Annotated in this window: 16 protein-coding genes; 9 read left to right on the top strand and 7 right to left on the bottom strand. The window is 41.1% G+C overall.

Annotated features, from left to right (window positions below; all coding sequences use genetic code 11):
* Nucleotides 1-130 precede the first annotated feature (130 nt).
* Together clpA and clpS are read right to left on the bottom strand one after the other, a co-directional pair.
* Nucleotides 131-2,416 (bottom strand): ATP-dependent Clp protease ATP-binding subunit ClpA, encoded by a 2,286-nt coding sequence (gene clpA / locus AAY47_RS05075; RefSeq protein WP_047767505.1) that lies wholly within the window; start codon nt 2,414-2,416, stop codon nt 131-133.
* Between the two features lie 32 nt (nt 2,417-2,448).
* Nucleotides 2,449-2,769 carry an ATP-dependent Clp protease adapter ClpS gene (clpS, locus tag AAY47_RS05070; RefSeq protein WP_047767503.1) on the bottom strand — a complete coding sequence of 107 codons (321 nt, stop codon included), beginning with the start codon at nt 2,767-2,769 and terminating at the stop codon, nt 2,449-2,451.
* 325 nt (nt 2,770-3,094) lie between these two features.
* On the opposite strand from clpS, the gene cspD reads away from it, so the two are divergent.
* Complete coding sequence (gene cspD / locus AAY47_RS05065) at nt 3,095-3,340, top strand: cold shock-like protein CspD (RefSeq protein WP_047767501.1); 246 nt, start codon at nt 3,095-3,097, stop codon at nt 3,338-3,340.
* A 46-nt stretch (nt 3,341-3,386) separates the two neighbouring features.
* On the opposite strand, the gene macB is transcribed toward cspD, so the two are convergent.
* Nucleotides 3,387-5,342 carry a macrolide ABC transporter ATP-binding protein/permease MacB gene (gene macB, locus AAY47_RS05060; RefSeq protein ID WP_047767499.1) on the bottom strand — a complete coding sequence of 652 codons (1,956 nt, stop codon included), beginning with the start codon at nt 5,340-5,342 and terminating at the stop codon, nt 3,387-3,389.
* Nucleotides 5,343-5,344: 2 nt separating this feature from the next.
* On the bottom strand, nt 5,345-6,490 hold the full coding sequence (macA, locus tag AAY47_RS05055; RefSeq protein WP_047767497.1) for a macrolide transporter subunit MacA: 1,146 nt from the start codon (nt 6,488-6,490) through the stop codon (nt 5,345-5,347).
* Nucleotides 6,491-6,950: 460 nt separating this feature from the next.
* Here macA and AAY47_RS05050 point away from each other — a divergent pair, with 460 nt between their 5' ends.
* The 5 genes from AAY47_RS05050 to artM all read left to right on the top strand — a co-directional run bounded on the left by AAY47_RS05050 (nt 6,951) and on the right by artM (nt 11,039).
* Entirely contained in the window at nt 6,951-7,853 is a 903-nt protein-coding gene (locus AAY47_RS05050) for a lysine exporter LysO family protein (protein ID WP_047767495.1), read from the top strand.
* Between the two features lie 166 nt (nt 7,854-8,019).
* Nucleotides 8,020-8,748, top strand: a complete 729-nt coding sequence (artP, locus tag AAY47_RS05045) for an arginine ABC transporter ATP-binding protein ArtP (protein WP_047767493.1) — start codon at nt 8,020-8,022, stop codon at nt 8,746-8,748.
* Between the two features lie 157 nt (nt 8,749-8,905).
* Nucleotides 8,906-9,643, top strand: a complete 738-nt coding sequence (gene artJ, locus AAY47_RS05040; RefSeq protein ID WP_047767491.1) for an arginine ABC transporter substrate-binding protein — start codon at nt 8,906-8,908, stop codon at nt 9,641-9,643.
* Between the two features lie 11 nt (nt 9,644-9,654).
* A complete protein-coding gene (gene artQ, locus AAY47_RS05035) occupies nt 9,655-10,371 on the top strand; it encodes an arginine ABC transporter permease ArtQ (protein WP_047767489.1) in 717 nt (238 codons plus the stop codon).
* Nucleotides 10,371-11,039: an arginine ABC transporter permease ArtM gene (gene artM / locus AAY47_RS05030; protein ID WP_047767598.1), complete on the top strand. Its 669-nt coding sequence runs from the start codon at nt 10,371-10,373 to the stop codon at nt 11,037-11,039. The genes artQ and artM overlap by 1 nt, the downstream gene beginning before the upstream one ends.
* Before the next feature lie 189 nt (nt 11,040-11,228).
* On the opposite strand, the gene rlmC is transcribed toward artM, so the two are convergent.
* The 3 genes from rlmC to AAY47_RS05015 all read right to left on the bottom strand — a co-directional run bounded on the left by rlmC (nt 11,229) and on the right by AAY47_RS05015 (nt 13,303).
* The gene (gene rlmC, locus AAY47_RS05025; RefSeq protein WP_047767487.1) at nt 11,229-12,362 is read right to left on the bottom strand and encodes a 23S rRNA (uracil(747)-C(5))-methyltransferase RlmC; all 1,134 of its coding nucleotides are present in this window, start codon (nt 12,360-12,362) and stop codon (nt 11,229-11,231) included.
* A gap of 24 nt (nt 12,363-12,386) precedes the next feature.
* Nucleotides 12,387-12,908: a YbjN domain-containing protein gene (locus AAY47_RS05020; protein WP_047767485.1), complete on the bottom strand. Its 522-nt coding sequence runs from the start codon at nt 12,906-12,908 to the stop codon at nt 12,387-12,389.
* 83 nt (nt 12,909-12,991) lie between these two features.
* Nucleotides 12,992-13,303 (bottom strand): YbjC family protein, encoded by a 312-nt coding sequence (locus tag AAY47_RS05015; RefSeq protein WP_047767483.1) that lies wholly within the window; start codon nt 13,301-13,303, stop codon nt 12,992-12,994.
* A 208-nt stretch (nt 13,304-13,511) separates the two neighbouring features.
* Here AAY47_RS05015 and AAY47_RS05010 point away from each other — a divergent pair, with 208 nt between their 5' ends.
* From AAY47_RS05010 to AAY47_RS20435, 3 genes are all read left to right on the top strand, one after another.
* On the top strand, nt 13,512-13,775 hold the full coding sequence (locus AAY47_RS05010; protein ID WP_047767481.1) for a GrxA family glutaredoxin: 264 nt from the start codon (nt 13,512-13,514) through the stop codon (nt 13,773-13,775).
* Between the two features lie 475 nt (nt 13,776-14,250).
* On the top strand, nt 14,251-14,859 hold the full coding sequence (gene ybjG, locus AAY47_RS05005; protein ID WP_047767596.1) for an undecaprenyl-diphosphate phosphatase: 609 nt from the start codon (nt 14,251-14,253) through the stop codon (nt 14,857-14,859).
* A gap of 133 nt (nt 14,860-14,992) precedes the next feature.
* Nucleotides 14,993-15,184: a transposase family protein gene (locus AAY47_RS20435; RefSeq protein WP_053460722.1), complete on the top strand. Its 192-nt coding sequence runs from the start codon at nt 14,993-14,995 to the stop codon at nt 15,182-15,184.
* The last annotated feature ends 34 nt before the right edge of the window (nt 15,185-15,218 follow it).

The raw sequence follows: 15,218 nt of genomic DNA, 5'->3' as shown, positions 1-15,218 counted from the left end.
CACAGGTGATCGTATTTTTCAAAATTCACCTGTGGTGTAGCTGCTAATTTTTACTTTTTATCACCAGTCAGTTACCCGTTTCTATCACTGATACTATTTGTGCTTATTCCGTTTATATCGATATAGCATGTTACAATACAGCATCTTCTGATCTCCTTTTATTCGATTTTTGGGCACGCTTAAAATCGTATACCAATGTCTGTTTAGCTTTATCAAATTTAATCTTGACTGAGCCGCCATGCACCAAAGAGCCAAATAGTAACTCATTCGCCAGTGGTTTTTTGAGATTGTCTTGAATGACTCGGGCCATAGGCCGTGCTCCCATCGCCTTATCATAACCTTTGTCACATAACCATTGGCGGGCTGCCGCACTGACTTCCAAAGAGACGCCTTTTTCATCCAATTGGGCTTGTAACTCGACAATAAATTTATCAACAACTTGCTGAATAACTTCAGGAGAGAGCGCATCAAACCAAATGATGCTATCAAGACGATTGCGGAATTCAGGTGTGAAAATCCGTTTTATCTCTTCCATACCATCCGGGCTATTATCCTGTTCAGTGAATCCAATGGATTTACGCTGTATTTCACGTACCCCTGCATTGGTTGTCATCACCAAAATAACGTTGCGGAAATCCGCCTTGCGGCCATTATTGTCAGTCAATGTACCATTGTCCATCACCTGTAACAGCAGGTTAAAAACATCAGGATGGGCTTTTTCAATCTCATCCAGTAACAGAACAGAATGAGGGTGCTTGATGATTGCATCGGTCAATAATCCTCCCTGATCATAGCCAACATAACCCGGAGGAGCACCGATTAAACGACTGACAGTATGACGTTCCATATACTCTGACATATCAAATCGCAATAACTTGACATTCAAAACCTTGGCAAGTTGAACTGTGACTTCTGTTTTCCCCACTCCTGTTGGCCCTGCAAACAAGAAAGATCCTACCGGCTTATAATCTTGTCCCAATCCAGCACGGCTCATCCTAATGGCTTCCGTCAAAGCAGTAATCGCTTTTTCTTGACCAAAGACCAACATTTTCAAACGCTCATCCAGTGTCTTCAATACATCTTTATCACTGGCTGACACCGTTTTTTCTGGAATACGGGCTATGCGGGCAACAACAGTCTCAATATCGGCAACATTGATCGTCTTCTTACGGCGGCTAGCTGGCACTAATCTGGTCCTTGCACCAGCCTCATCAATAACATCAATGGCTTTATCCGGTAAATGACGATCGGTAATATACTTCACAGATAACTCGACTGCTGCCCGGATGGCCTTCGCTGTATAACGAACATCATGATGTACTTCATATTTAGCACGCAGCCCATTGATAATTTGTACCGTTTCTTCAGAAGAAGGTTCAAGAATGTCAATTTTTTGGAATCGACGAGCCAAGGCCCGATCTTTTTCAAAAATATTGCTGAATTCGTGGTACGTCGTTGAACCAATTACCCGTATACGCCCACTGGACAACAGCGGTTTAATGAGATTAGCTGCGTCCACCTGCCCACCCGATGCGGCACCTGCGCCAATAATAGTATGGATTTCGTCGATAAAGAGAATGCTTTTACTGTCCTGTTCCAATGTTTTTAACAAAGACTTGAAGCGCTTCTCAAAATCACCACGATACTTTGTTCCCGCCAACAATGAGCCAATATCAAGAGAATAGATGGTACAATCCAGCATCACTTCGGGAACATTCTTTTGCACAATACACCATGCAAGCCCCTCAGCAATGGCCGTCTTACCCACACCCGATTCGCCAACAAGCAGAGAATTATTTTTGCGGCGACGACAGAGTACCTGAATAGTTCTCTCCAATTCACTCTGACGGCCGACAAGCGGATCAATTTGTCCTTTCTGTGCCAATTGATTCAGATTAGTCGTGAAATTTTCCAACCTATCTTCACTAATTACCGGCTCTTCCTGAACTGGATTGATACTGTGGTGAACATCATTATCTGATTCATCTTTGCGCGTTCCATGAGAGATAAAGTTCACAATATCCAAACGACTGACGTCGTACTTGCGTAGTAAATAAGCAGCCTGGGATTCCTGTTCACTAAAAATAGCAACTAAGACGTTCGCCCCAGAAACCTCCGAGCGCCCCGAAGATTGAACATGAAATACCGCACGTTGCAAAACACGCTGAAAACTTAATGTAGGTTGTGTATCCCTGTCATCGTTTTCAGATAACAAGGGGGTGGTTTGTGCAATAAAACTTTCTAATTCTTGGCGTAACATCGCCAAATCGACTTTACAAGCCTCCAGTGCTTCTCGCGCTGATGTGTTACTTAACAACGCCAGCAACAGGTGCTCTACAGTCATAAATTCATGTCTGTTATCCCTTGCTTTGGCAAAAGCAATATTGAGACTAAGCTCCAGTTCTTGATTGAGCATAAGCACCTCCTCCTAAATTTCAATAAGCCAGATCAGACCTTTTCCAGCGTGCAAAGTAATGGATGCTCGTGCTCCTTAGCATACATGTTCACTTGCGCAGCTTTAGTTTCTGCGACCTCTGCCGTATAAATTCCGCAAACTGCTTTTCCTTTATAATGGACATCCAGCATTAGTTGCGTTGCTCGTTCAACATCATAAGAAAAGAACTTTTGCAATACGTCAACCACAAACTCCATAGGGGTATAATCGTCATTGTTAAGAATAACCTTATACATTGATGGTGGTTGTAGTTTTTGTTTTACATCATCCTCAATAAATTCTTCAACTTTCAAATCGTTATAAAACTCAGTCATTATTCTTCCGCTGGGTATTAACTGTCCGCTGGATTTTAGTACGAACTCATTCATTCTACTGCTATATATTTTATCACTTCATAAAGCACTCTGCTTACCCCTTCCTTGATTAGCAGAGCAGGATTTTGCCTAAAAATCGGATACCGTTATCTATATCAAACTTTAGTCATTTGAGACAACCTGACGTTGTTTATATGCTTGACGACGTAATGAATTTCACTACAGTATGTTTTATGAACACCGCTTTCTGTCTGGGCGTTTGTTCATATTTTAAAATTTTTAGTGACGCCTAAATCCGAAATCGTGATACGAGGGATAGAGAAGTATGGAAACAGGTACTGTTAAATGGTTCAATAATGCAAAGGGCTTTGGATTTATTTGCCCGGCCAGCGGTGGCGAGGATATATTTGCTCACTATTCAACCATTCAGATGGATGGTTATAGGACGCTGAAAGCGGGGCAAAAAGTGAACTTTAGCGTTCATCAAGGCCCCAAAGGTAACCATGCCAGCCTTATTGTACCTCTGGAAAATGGTTCAAAATCAAAAAATAGTGACCCGATAAATTCGTAATTTCCACGCCACAAATAGACAATAAGCTTATTTGTGGCGTGCTATTTTATTCCCTTGCCAGTGCTTCTATAGGATCGAGGTGAGCTGCATTTTTTGCCGGCAGGAAACCAAAGATTATCCCTATTGCCGTTGAACAACCAAATGCAATGATAAATGCAGTGAAGTTATAAACGAAATCCCAGTTCGGTAACATCAATTGCACCATAAAAGAAATGCTGCATGACAGAATAATCCCCAGTATCCCCCCTATTAAACAAACCAAAACAGCTTCAATAAGGAATTGCTGCATAATGTCACTGGTTCTGGCCCCTACTGCCATACGAATACCAATTTCCCTTGTACGCTCGGTAACTGATACCAACATGATATTCATGACACCAATTCCCCCGACAACCAAGGATATTACCGCAACTAACGTTAAAAATATTTGCATCGTCCGTGTTGTTTTATCCATTATTTTAATGGTTTTATTCATGTTATAAGTGTGAAAGTCTTTTTTACCATGACGGAATATCAGCAATTGATTAATTTTTTCTTCGGCTTCATTGGACGCATGGTCATCTTTCAACCTGACAGCAATCGAATTCAAGTAGTTTTGATTCATTAAACGGCTATTCATCGTACTGTAAGGCACCCAAACTTGTAAGGTATTACTGCTATAAAGACTTTGCCCATTAGCAATGACACCAATCACTGTCAAGGGCATATTTATTAACAGTAACTCTTTGCCTACCACATTACCCTGGTAAGGAAAGAACTTCTTACGTGTATTATCATCAATGATAACCACTTGAGACTGACGCTCAATCATGTCTGAAGTAAAAGGAATGCCTTGAGAAAATTTCATTGCATATACCTGAAAAAAATCACTTCCTACCCCCGATATTTGTGCTTTAGCATCCATATTGCCTTGACGCAAACGCCCCTCATTCATAAATTCGGGAGAAACAGCCTGAACATAGGGCTGAGATTTTATTGCTGGAATATCAGTAAGTTTCAGTGCCTGCATATCCAAAGCGTTATCACTGCCAAAATCTTTTCCTGGATAAATTGATATAGAGTTAGTTGCGATAGATTTAATATGTGATAACACCATCGATTTTGCCGCATCACCAATCACTACGATCGTTACAACAGAGGCAATGCCTATTATGATCCCAAGCATTGTCAGCAGAGTCCGTAGCTTATTCACATTCATGGCACGCCATGCCATCAATAACGCTTCATTAAAACGTCCCCAGATTTGTTGCACTGAAGAAGTTTTTACATTGACCGTTTTTGTCTCTACAGAAGAAGGGAGGGGTAATTTGGGGCGTTCAGAAGAGCGTACCTCACTCATGATACGCCCGTCTTTAATTTCAATCACCCTTTGTACCTGTGCAGCAATATTAGGATCGTGCGTAACAATAACAACCGTATGTCCTCGTTGACAGAGTTTCTTCAAGATATCCATCATTTCCTGGCCGGAAGTACTATCTAATGCTCCGGTCGGTTCGTCAGCAAGGATGACCTGACCGCCATTCATAAGTGCTCTGGCAATACTGACCCGTTGTTGCTGTCCTCCTGAAAGCTGGCTTGGTCGATAATCAATCCGATTTTCCAATCCAAGGCTTTTTAGCAATTCAATAGCCCGCTCACGACGTTGTATTTTGGAAACACCGGAATAAATCGCCGGAATTTCAACATTTTGCTCGGCGGTTAAATGAGTCAATAAATGGTAGCGCTGAAAAATGAACCCAAAATACTCCCTGCGTAACTCAGCCAATTGATCACTATCCAAATCAGCAATATTTCTTCCCGCGACCCAATATTCTCCACTGCTAGGTTTATCCAAGCAGCCAAGTATATTCATTAAAGTAGACTTACCTGAACCAGAAGCGCCGACAATAGCCACCATTTCTCCGGCCTGTATCGATAACGAAATATTATCCAGCACAGTGAGTTGCCCTTCTCCAGCAGGATAATTACGACTAACGCCTTTTAGTTCCAGTAATGTATCCATTATTACTCCTCTACACTACTATCACTGAGACTGGTGATCACACGTTCGTTTTCCTTCAAGCCAAAGAGCACCTGAACATTCACGTTATCAAAGGCTCCTATTGTGATTTTACGTTTTTCTGCTTTGCCATTATGCAAAACACTCACTTCATATTGCGTAGAAAGTACATGCTGAGTTGAAGACGTATATTGGTGAGAAGCTATCTCCAAAGCTGAAATTGGGATCATCAATACATTATGCAAAGTTTGAAGCGCTATTCTTACTTGCGCAGTCATCTGCAAACGCAGAATATGTTCGGGATTAGGTACTTCAAAGCGGGCGTAGTAGAAAATGGCGTTATTCTCAACTTGTGGTGTTGGTAAGGTATCTTTCAGGACGCTGTGAAATAGCCTTCCTGGCGCCCCTAAGATGGTAAATGAGACTTTCTGTCCCGGCGCTAAATTGATGACATCAGCCTCCGATACTTCTGCATTAACAATCATAGTATCAAGATTTGCGAGGGTCAGGATAGTCGGTGCTTGCTGTGCAGCAATCACGGTTTGTCCCTGAAATGTTTTGATATCTGTCACAATGCCCGCGATTGGGGCAGTAATTCTGGTATATTGCAAATTCGTTTTTGCCGTATCAAGTTTGGCCTTATTTTGCTTAATTTGCGCCGCTAAATCGTCAATTCTGGCGGCCTTAAACTGCATATCTGTTATGCTGGAGTCCAATTCTTGCCGGGAAATTAAATGTAATTTAAACAAATGATTCAGGCGATTTACTTTGAGTTGTGCAAGTTTTAGTTCAGCCTGTGCGCCACGGAGATTAGCCTCCAGTGATTTTGCTGTTTCCTGAATTTCAGCCACAGTGTTTTTTGCTGTTTGTGGATCAATCAATGCCAATAATTGGCCTTGCTTAACTTTATCCCCCAATTTCACATAAAGCGCTTTCAACTGACCACTAACCTGAGCCCCTACGTCAACTTTACTGACCGCATCCAATTTACCCACCGCTAAGACACTTCTTTCGAAATCTCCCTTTATCACTGCACTCGTCTGATATGTGATAGGCTTCGGCAGGTAGAAGAAATAGAACCACACAGAAGCAATAGCTATGAGAACAAACCCAGCTCTGACCCAGCGATATTTGGCAAAAAGAAGTTTCATCAATAAATACCTACCATTAAAAGTATGTCATCTCATTTAATGACTTCATTTGAACTTTACTGTATAAACCATAAACAAACTCTATCAACGGGATATTTCTGATAAGAAAAATTTCTAATATCTCTTCTTAAAAAAACCAACGTCAATAGCCAAAATGACGTTCAATTGACTTTCCCTCTCACCAGCCAAACAATCCTGGAAAATATCTCTTTTAAAGGTAATGGAATAGTCGCAACACCCTGTTCTACTGTGTCATTCCATATCGGATTAACTTAGTTTTATTTATAACATCCATTCTGTCAGAGATTAAAAATGCATTGAATTTCAGTATGTTTCTCTTTATCCTACTTGTTATTTTGGTGTGAATTTTTTGTTTCTGTCTGTTTTCTGGTTTTTGTGCTTAGTTTTCGTGATTAAGATTAGATAAAAGACGTTTTTTATTGGATTAAGGATGAGGATCATGTATTCAGGATTAATAATTATTCTCCTGCCTTTGGCTCTGGGCTACCTTATTCATCTGAATGATAAATCGATGTTAACCTTCGTGCATAAGCTACTCAATGTCATGGTCTATATCATTCTCATTCTGATGGGTATCAGTCTGGCTATACTGGAAAATCTGAGCAGTCATTTACTTTCTATTTTGCTGTATGCAACAACATTTTTTCTATGCACCTTTATAATTAATATGCTGGCCCTCTTCCTCTTGGATATACGAGATCCATGGATTATTAATGCACATAAACAGGAAAAACCCCCTTCCAGATTACATATGGCGCTGGATTCCGTCAAATTATGTGGTGCATTAGTCTTGGGGTTTCTTATTGGATTAACAGACTGGTCAGGGTTTCACTTTTCTAGCCTAGCCAGCAAAATTGCCCTGATTTTTTTACTATTTCTCGTTGGGATTCAACTGCGTAATAACGGTATGAGCCTAAAGCAAACCCTGCTGAATCGCCGTGGTACGATTATTGCCATCGTGGTTGCCATAAGTTCTCTGCTGGGTGGCGTATTGGCTGCATTTTTGTTGGAATTACCAACCAAAACTGGCCTTGCCATTGCATCAGGATACGGTTGGTATTCCCTTTCCGGCATTTTAATTTCCGATGCTTACGGGCCTATGCTTGGTAGCACCGCATTTTTCAATGACTTAGCTCGTGAATTGGCGTCCATCATGCTTATTCCCATGTTAATAAATCGCTATCGTTCAACCGCATTGGGTTTAACCGGAGCAGCTTCAATTGACTTTACCTTACCAATCTTACAACGCTGTGGTGGTGTAAATATCGTGCCCGCCGCTATCGTTCATGGTTTTATATTGAGTCTACTGACGCCTTTGTTCATCGCATTGTTTACTCAATGAAGGATTTACCCAATAAAAAAGCAAAAAAAAGATCTAAAAAATGCAGGCAATTTGATTAGTTAACTTACTAATTCGATTAAAATAACAATTTTATGCCGATGTTATTGCATAGTTATGCTCGCGGGATTAATATCGCATCAATCAATTAACTATTCATATTTTTCGCATGAGCATTCAATTAAAAAACATCAATTGTTTCTATGGCTCACAACAGGCTCTGTTCGATATCGATTTTGTATGTACATCGGGAGAAACTGTCGTGTTACTAGGCCCAAGTGGAGCTGGAAAGAGTTCTTTGCTGCGTGTCTTAAATTTACTCGAGCTGCCTCGTTCCGGATTACTCAATGTGGCAACGCACCAATTTGATTTCAAACAACAACCAAACCACAAAGAAATTCTCGCATTGCGCCAAAAAGTTGGCATGGTTTTCCAACAATACAATTTGTGGCCACACTTGACCGTGATGGATAATTTGATTGAAGCACCTTGCCGAGTATTGAAGCAATCTAAACAATATGCACGGGAAAAAGCGGCCAAACTCCTTTCCCGGCTTCGTTTGGGCGAATTCGCCAACCGTTTTCCGCTGCACCTTTCCGGTGGGCAACAACAACGGGTTGCCATTGCACGTGCCTTAATGATGGAACCTCAGGTTCTCTTGTTTGATGAACCCACTGCTGCACTCGATCCTGAAATCACGTCTCAAGTTATTGACATTATTAAAGAGCTGGCAGAAACCGGGATCACTCAGGTTATAGTGACTCATGAAGTGGAATTTGCTCGCAAAACAGCAAACCAAGTTGTATATATGGAACAAGGACACATTCTCGAAAAAGGAGATGTCACTCATTTTATGCATCCTCAAACAGAAGCCTTTGCTCACTATTTATCACATTGAAATACCATACTGGATCTATAAACTCGATAGATTTCAAGCTACGGTTTCCCTGTAAGGTAGCAGATTGAAAGATGAAGTAGATATATCGATAATCGATTATAAAACAAACATAAAAGCAGTTATCAACCATTAAGTTCATAAACAACAGGATATTGCTATGAAGAAATTATTGTTTGCAGCCTTATTGAGTGTAGTGACCTTGTCAGCAACCGCAACAGAAAAAGCAACACTCCGTTTTGCGACGGAAGCGACCTACCCTCCATTTGAATTTATTGATGCAAATAATCAGATTCAAGGATTCGACGTCGATTTGGCGAATGCCATATGTACAAAGCTCAACACAGAATGTACATTCACCAACCAGGCTTTCGATAGCCTCATTCCCAGCTTAAAATTCCGCCGTGTTGATATTTTGATGGCGGGTATCGACATCACACCGGATCGGAAAAAACAAGTTGATTTCACCCAAATCTACTATGATAACTCTGCCATTTTCGTTGCTATCAAAGGGAAGTTTGCTCAAGTTGCCGATCTCAAAGGTAAACAAGTCGGTATCCAGAATGGCACTACACACCAGAAGTATTTGATGGAACAGCATAAGGAACTGAAAACCGTACCTTATGACAGCTACCAAAATGCCATTCTTGATTTAAAAAATGGCCGTATTGATGCGTTATTTGGTGATACTGCTGTCGTCAATGAATGGCTAAAAAAGAATCAAGAATTAAGCACAGTTGGTGATAAGGTGACAGACAAAAACTACTTTGGTATCGGTTTAGGCATTGCAGTTCGCAAAGGTAATACTGAGTTGCTGGACAAACTGAACAAAGCATTAACGGAAGTTAAACAAGACGGTACTTACGATACCCTCTACAAAAAATGGTTTAAACAATAAACTCAATCCTAATGAATGAACTTCTCTCTTTAATCCATGCCGCCGGTATCACCGTCGGCCTTGCCATTTCCTCGCTTATCGTCGGTTTAGTTCTGGCAATGTTTTTTGCTGCATGGGAATCCATTCGCTGGAAATCTATTGCTTTTTTAGGCTCCTGCTGGGTTACCGTGATCAGGGGATTGCCTGAAATTTTAGTTGTTCTCTTCATCTATTTTGGCAGTTCCCAACTTCTCATTACGCTGTCGGACGGTTTTGATATCAATCTCATTGTTTGGCACTTTAGAATACAGATGGAAATTGACAACTTTGATGTCAGACCTTTTCTGTGCGGTGTTATTGCCCTGTCTCTGCTCTATTCTGCTTATGCTTCACAAACACTGCGCGGAGCATTAAAAGCAGTTCCAATAGGGCAACGGGAAGCGGGCCAGGCTCTGGGATTAAGCCAAAGCCGCATCTTTTTTCGCCTGATCATGCCTCAAATGTGGCGTCATGCCCTGCCAGGGCTTGGTAATCAATGGCTGGTTTTATTAAAAGATACGGCTCTGGTTTCATTAATCAGCGTTAATGATCTGATGTTACAAACAAAAAGCATCGCTACCCGAACTCAGGAGCCGTTCACATGGTATATGATTGTTGCTGTGATCTATCTGATAATCACCCTGATCAGCCAATTTATTCTCAAACAGCTTGAAATACGCGCCACCCATTTTGAACGGAGTGCTTCATGATGTTTGAATATATCAAGGAAATTTTACCCGGCTTGCAAACCAGCCTCAGTTTGACTTTCTCTGCATTGCTGGCTGCATTCATACTATCCATTGTCTTGACCATGATCCTGACAATGAAACTGCCTGTACTTTCTCAGTTGGTAAGAAGCTATATCACACTATTTACCGGAACCCCACTCCTCGTTCAGTTCTTCTTAATTTACTATGGGCCGGGGCAATTTCCATCGCTCAAAGAATATCCGTGGTTCTGGCAACTTATGTCAGAGCCGTGGCTATGTGCAATGGTTACACTTACATTGAATAGTGCAGCTTACTCAACCCAGCTATTTTACGGCGCTGTCAAAGCAATTCCTGCCGGACAATGGCAATCTTGCCAGGCCCTCGGTATGTCCAAAGTGCATTCTATGCGCATCTTGTTACCTTATGCTTTTAAGCGAGCACTTTCTTCCTATTCCAATGAAGTCGTGCTGATTTTCAAGAGCACTTCACTAGCCAGTACCATCACCTTATTAGACATCATGGGATATAGCCAGCTTCAATTTGGGCGTAGTTATGATGCAACAATATTTATTGCCGCAGGTATTATTTACCTCTGCATAAATGGTCTTCTGACACTGCTGATGCGTGTAATTGAACAGCGATCCTTATCATTTCAACATCGCAATTAATCAGCATTCATCCTTAATTATCTGATTTCCCCCTTCCTGCCCGTGGTAACTTATTGTTATCACGGAGTAATTAAGATATACCCATCCAACTTCAAGATGCGTATTATATTTCCCCGTGCAGCGGGGAAATATAAGGCCCCGCGTCGTCTTGCGGATTACAACTTGAAGTTTATCGAGTATATAAGGTTGTTAGTTTACATTAAGAACTAACAGTGCCAATGCTTCATAATGTTCGGTATGAGGAAACATATCGAATAACTGTACTTTTTCTATTCGATATTGTTTAAGCAAAGTGATATCTTTTGCCATCGTCTGAGCATTACAGCTCGAATAGAGAACAAATTTAGGTGCCATCCGGCTAAGGTATTCGCATAGCTCTTTACCAATACCTCTTCTGGGAGGGTTTACCAGTACTAACTCAGGTATTTGTGATTTATCAAGGGCAAACTGAGTGGAATCCAATGCCTGAAAATCCACCTGCTCCAATCCCAGGCTTTTGGCAGAACTTTTCGCACAACTAATGGCTTCAGCACTGATCTCAATCCCTGTCAATCGGGTCTTTTTATCTGCACAATGCAGACCAAAACCGCCAGCACCGCAAAACAGATCCCACATACTGTTGATGTTTAATTCCCTAACCCAACGCCCCGCTGTTGCATACAGCTCTGAAGCAATATCTGGATTTGTCTGGAAAAAACTACGCGGGCGGATGTACAGCGGAATACCATTAAAAGTTTCCTGTAACATCTTACGTTCGGTAAAAATGATTTCCTTCTCACCTTCCAGAATTGCCATATGGGTTGGCTGAATATTAGCGGAAATCACAGTTGCTTGTGGCAATTGTTCCTTCAGCCAAGACAAAGCCTGCTCTAATTGAGCCAGCTTTGTTTCCGAACGCAAGACAAAGCGCAGCATTATTTCGCCATTAGCACGACTTTCCGTCAGAAGAATATATTTTAATTCCCCTTTCCGGCGTTCAACGTTGTACGGAACTAAACCCGCTTTGGCGATAAATGTTTTTATGACTGCAAATACCGTCTGAAAGTATTTTGGATACAACGGACAGTCACAAAGATCCACCGTTCTGCCATCACGATGCAGCATACCAAGTAATGGACGCTCAACACTGCCACTGACTACCATCTTGGCTTTATTACGGAACTCACTTGTTTTGCTACTTACGGGTGGCAACCAATGTATTCCTGACCCTTCCTGTAAAAGTTGCTTTAAATGTTGTTGTTTATCAGATAATTGCTGTAAATAGGACTTATCGAGCCACTGGCAAGAGTGACAATGCCCCGCGGTATACTGCGCACATTGCATAGTAAAAACCATATCAAAAAAATATTAGTGCAAAGTAAATGTTGATGTTTTCGTTGAAATTAAGGATTCTTCAGCTTCTTCAATTTCCTCAACTTCCATCTCACTTTCCATATCATTATTGACATAGAGAAGGTTATTGCTGTGAATTTCAAAAATCACATTCGCAATTTGTTCTTCACCCTGCTGCATAAAATTGGAGAATTGTCTGAAAGTCATTCCAGCAGCAATAGGGAAAGCCTGACACACAATCAACTTAGGCAAGTTTTCATCCTGAACATCGATAAATGCCTTCACAGTAAGAGAGCAAGCATTAATCTGACTCAAATTAGCAACCAATGGAATTATCGCAGTTGGCCTGACTTCGGCCAAAGCAGAAAGCAATACTACATCACCCAACAGATCGATCTTGGCATCAAACAAGCCGTCAATATTCTGCATATGAGGCAAATGCAAGACTGTGCCTGAATCATTCTCAAAATAAGAGATCTTGAGCTGTTCAAGCCACGTGCACAAAATTGACAAATCGGGAATAACCATAGAATCCATCGAATTAACCTCATATGACCGAGAAGTTACACATGCTACCTAAGGGAACGTCCCAGCAAGCAGCCGTATGTACAATAATTAATCTATTTTGTTTTTTCATCATCAGTGACAATCTGATGGTTTTTATCTGCTTTCTTATGATCAATTCCTAAAAAGGAAAGATTATAGACTGCACGCCAGATAATATGGATAGCTGCTGGTATCAAGCAACCGATACCCAATAAAATCATAGCAATGTGTGCTTCTGTCGTCATTAGTAAAGGTGATAAAATTATGCTATCAGTGATTGACAAGTAAGCCAGAACCAACAGCCCCACGCCCAATATTTCCAATAAAATAACTAACTTAGGCATATCAGCCAATGAGCGCATCTCTTTTGATGGGTTCACTTTCATTCTTTAACCTGTTGCAGCCTAAAAATAGAATTTCTGTTACTCAATAAATCTCTGTCACTGGGTAAGTCTATCATACCTGAATCCCACTTATTGGCAGGACTAATTACAACAAAAGGCAATTCCTGCTTTTTTTTATTAATACATACAGGCATAGTAACTCCAGATGACATTCTATAAAGTTCATGATCATTACCACTAAGGAGTTTGTATGTACACTGTCATTTTTGGCCGCCCTGGTTGTCCTTACTGCGTTCGCGCCAAAGAACTCGCTGAAAAACTAAAAAAAGTGCGCGACGACTTTGATTATCGCTATGTCGATATCTGGGCTGAAAACATCACCAAAAACGACTTATCAAAAACGGTGGGCAAACCTGTTGAGACGGTTCCCCAGATCTTCATTGACGAGAAACACATCGGTGGCTGTACAGATTTTGAAGCTTATGCTAAAGACAATCTGGAACTGTACCAATAATCGAATCCAATCATTAGTTATAAAACCAGCCGTCAAAAAAAACCGCTATCCAGCCAGAAACCGTCCCTTTACTGGATAGCGGGTGCCTTAACCATATTGCCCTTCGAAAAAACTCCACCTTTTTGAAAAGATTTTGCGATTTTTTTCTCAAGGATGAGAACTTTCACATCATAATGCAGTCTTAATTATTGCCACTGCTTTTCTTTGATGTCCCCATATTGAGGAGCCCGATAGTCATCCACTTTGGTTAAAGACTATCGGGTTTTTTGTTAGTCACGAGTGACTTGCAAGATAGCGGTTATCTTCCATTATTATTACAATCCCTATATTATTTACTCATGCAACATCAACAAACATTAAATAAAATTACAAATCAATATAATTCGCTTTTTTATGTGAAATTATTATTGTTAACAATGAGTTAATAAAATAAAATCACTCTGTGTATGTAAATATCTCGCTTGTGAGGCTGACTTTGCTAGAACAACTTAACCACATTTTGTTTACTTTTATCAATGCAACCCCAGATTCACCACCAGCAATGATCTCGCTTGCTATCTTTATAGCGAAATATTGCGTATTTATTTACCCTATCACATTGGTCATTTGCTGGCTTTGGGGGAAAGAAAGCGCCATCACATCTCAACGCATCGTTGTCAGTAAATATTGCATTGCTTTTGCCTTTGGCATGGCAACCTCCTATATCATCGGGGTAACCGTTCCACATGCCCGGCCATTTGTCGAAGGTGTTGGCTATCATTTTCTCTACCATGCTCCGACAGAATCTTTTCCCAGTAACCACGGCATAGCGGTCTTTACTTTTGCTCTGGCTTTTATATTTTGGCACCGCGTTTGGTCAGGTTTATCTCTGATGGTCATCGCCTGTGCCATTGCCTGGTCTCGTGTCTATGTGGGCGTTCACTGGCCAATCGATATGATTGGGGCATTTTTAGTCAGCCTGTTGGGGTGTGCTTTTGCCCAAATATTTTGGGGCCAATACGGAGCGCATTTACAAAGCAAACTTACCCGACTCTACCAATTTTGCTGCGCATTTTTTATCAAAAAAGGGTGGGTAAAAAATTAATCAAATGTAAATATGCACTGGTCATATATCCAGGGCAAACGGGTCTAAATTGACCAACGGGATTAACTGAGTGCATTCGGTACATAGAAATAGGATTGATAGCTGTTTGTGATTTATAATCAGCATCCTGTCAATGATAACCGTAGAAACTGCCATGCAAGCAACTACCCTCAGCAAGGCCTTTGGGCACCTCACTGATCCGCGTGTTAGCCGAACGAAACAGTATGCCCTCATCGATATTCTGACCATCTCGATTTGTGCCGTGAGCTGTGGTTGTGAAGGCTTCAATGCGATTGAAGAGTACGGTAAATCCAAAGAAGATTGACAGGGGATACTGGCACCGCCGACAGAGGATATCA

Source organism: Xenorhabdus griffiniae (assembly GCF_001028135.1).
Lineage (GTDB): Bacteria > Pseudomonadota > Gammaproteobacteria > Enterobacterales > Enterobacteriaceae > Xenorhabdus > Xenorhabdus bakwenae.
Note: the sequence above shows the minus strand (reverse complement) of the source record. Positions and strands in the feature narration are given on the sequence as shown.

Bases quoted from the DNA above. Each gene is read 5' to 3' on its own strand.
- clpA (WP_047767505.1), bottom strand. From the start codon at position 2,416: ATGCTCAATCAAGAACTGGAGCTTAGTCTCAATATTGCTTTTGCCAAA.
- artP (WP_047767493.1), top strand. From the start codon at position 8,020: ATGAGCATTCAATTAAAAAACATCAATTGTTTCTATGGCTCACAACAG.
- AAY47_RS05050 (WP_047767495.1), top strand. From the start codon at position 6,951: ATGTATTCAGGATTAATAATTATTCTCCTGCCTTTGGCTCTGGGCTAC.
- rlmC (WP_047767487.1), bottom strand. From the start codon at position 12,362: ATGCAATGTGCGCAGTATACCGCGGGGCATTGTCACTCTTGCCAGTGG.
- clpS (WP_047767503.1), bottom strand. From the start codon at position 2,769: ATGACTGAGTTTTATAACGATTTGAAAGTTGAAGAATTTATTGAGGAT.
- AAY47_RS20435 (WP_053460722.1), top strand. From the start codon at position 14,993: ATGATAACCGTAGAAACTGCCATGCAAGCAACTACCCTCAGCAAGGCC.
- artM (WP_047767598.1), top strand. From the start codon at position 10,371: ATGTTTGAATATATCAAGGAAATTTTACCCGGCTTGCAAACCAGCCTC.
- artQ (WP_047767489.1), top strand. From the start codon at position 9,655: ATGAATGAACTTCTCTCTTTAATCCATGCCGCCGGTATCACCGTCGGC.
- artJ (WP_047767491.1), top strand. From the start codon at position 8,906: ATGAAGAAATTATTGTTTGCAGCCTTATTGAGTGTAGTGACCTTGTCA.
- macB (WP_047767499.1), bottom strand. From the start codon at position 5,342: ATGGATACATTACTGGAACTAAAAGGCGTTAGTCGTAATTATCCTGCT.
- AAY47_RS05020 (WP_047767485.1), bottom strand. From the start codon at position 12,908: ATGGATTCTATGGTTATTCCCGATTTGTCAATTTTGTGCACGTGGCTT.
- cspD (WP_047767501.1), top strand. From the start codon at position 3,095: ATGGAAACAGGTACTGTTAAATGGTTCAATAATGCAAAGGGCTTTGGA.
- AAY47_RS05015 (WP_047767483.1), bottom strand. From the start codon at position 13,303: ATGAAAGTGAACCCATCAAAAGAGATGCGCTCATTGGCTGATATGCCT.
- AAY47_RS05010 (WP_047767481.1), top strand. From the start codon at position 13,512: ATGTACACTGTCATTTTTGGCCGCCCTGGTTGTCCTTACTGCGTTCGC.
- macA (WP_047767497.1), bottom strand. From the start codon at position 6,490: ATGAAACTTCTTTTTGCCAAATATCGCTGGGTCAGAGCTGGGTTTGTT.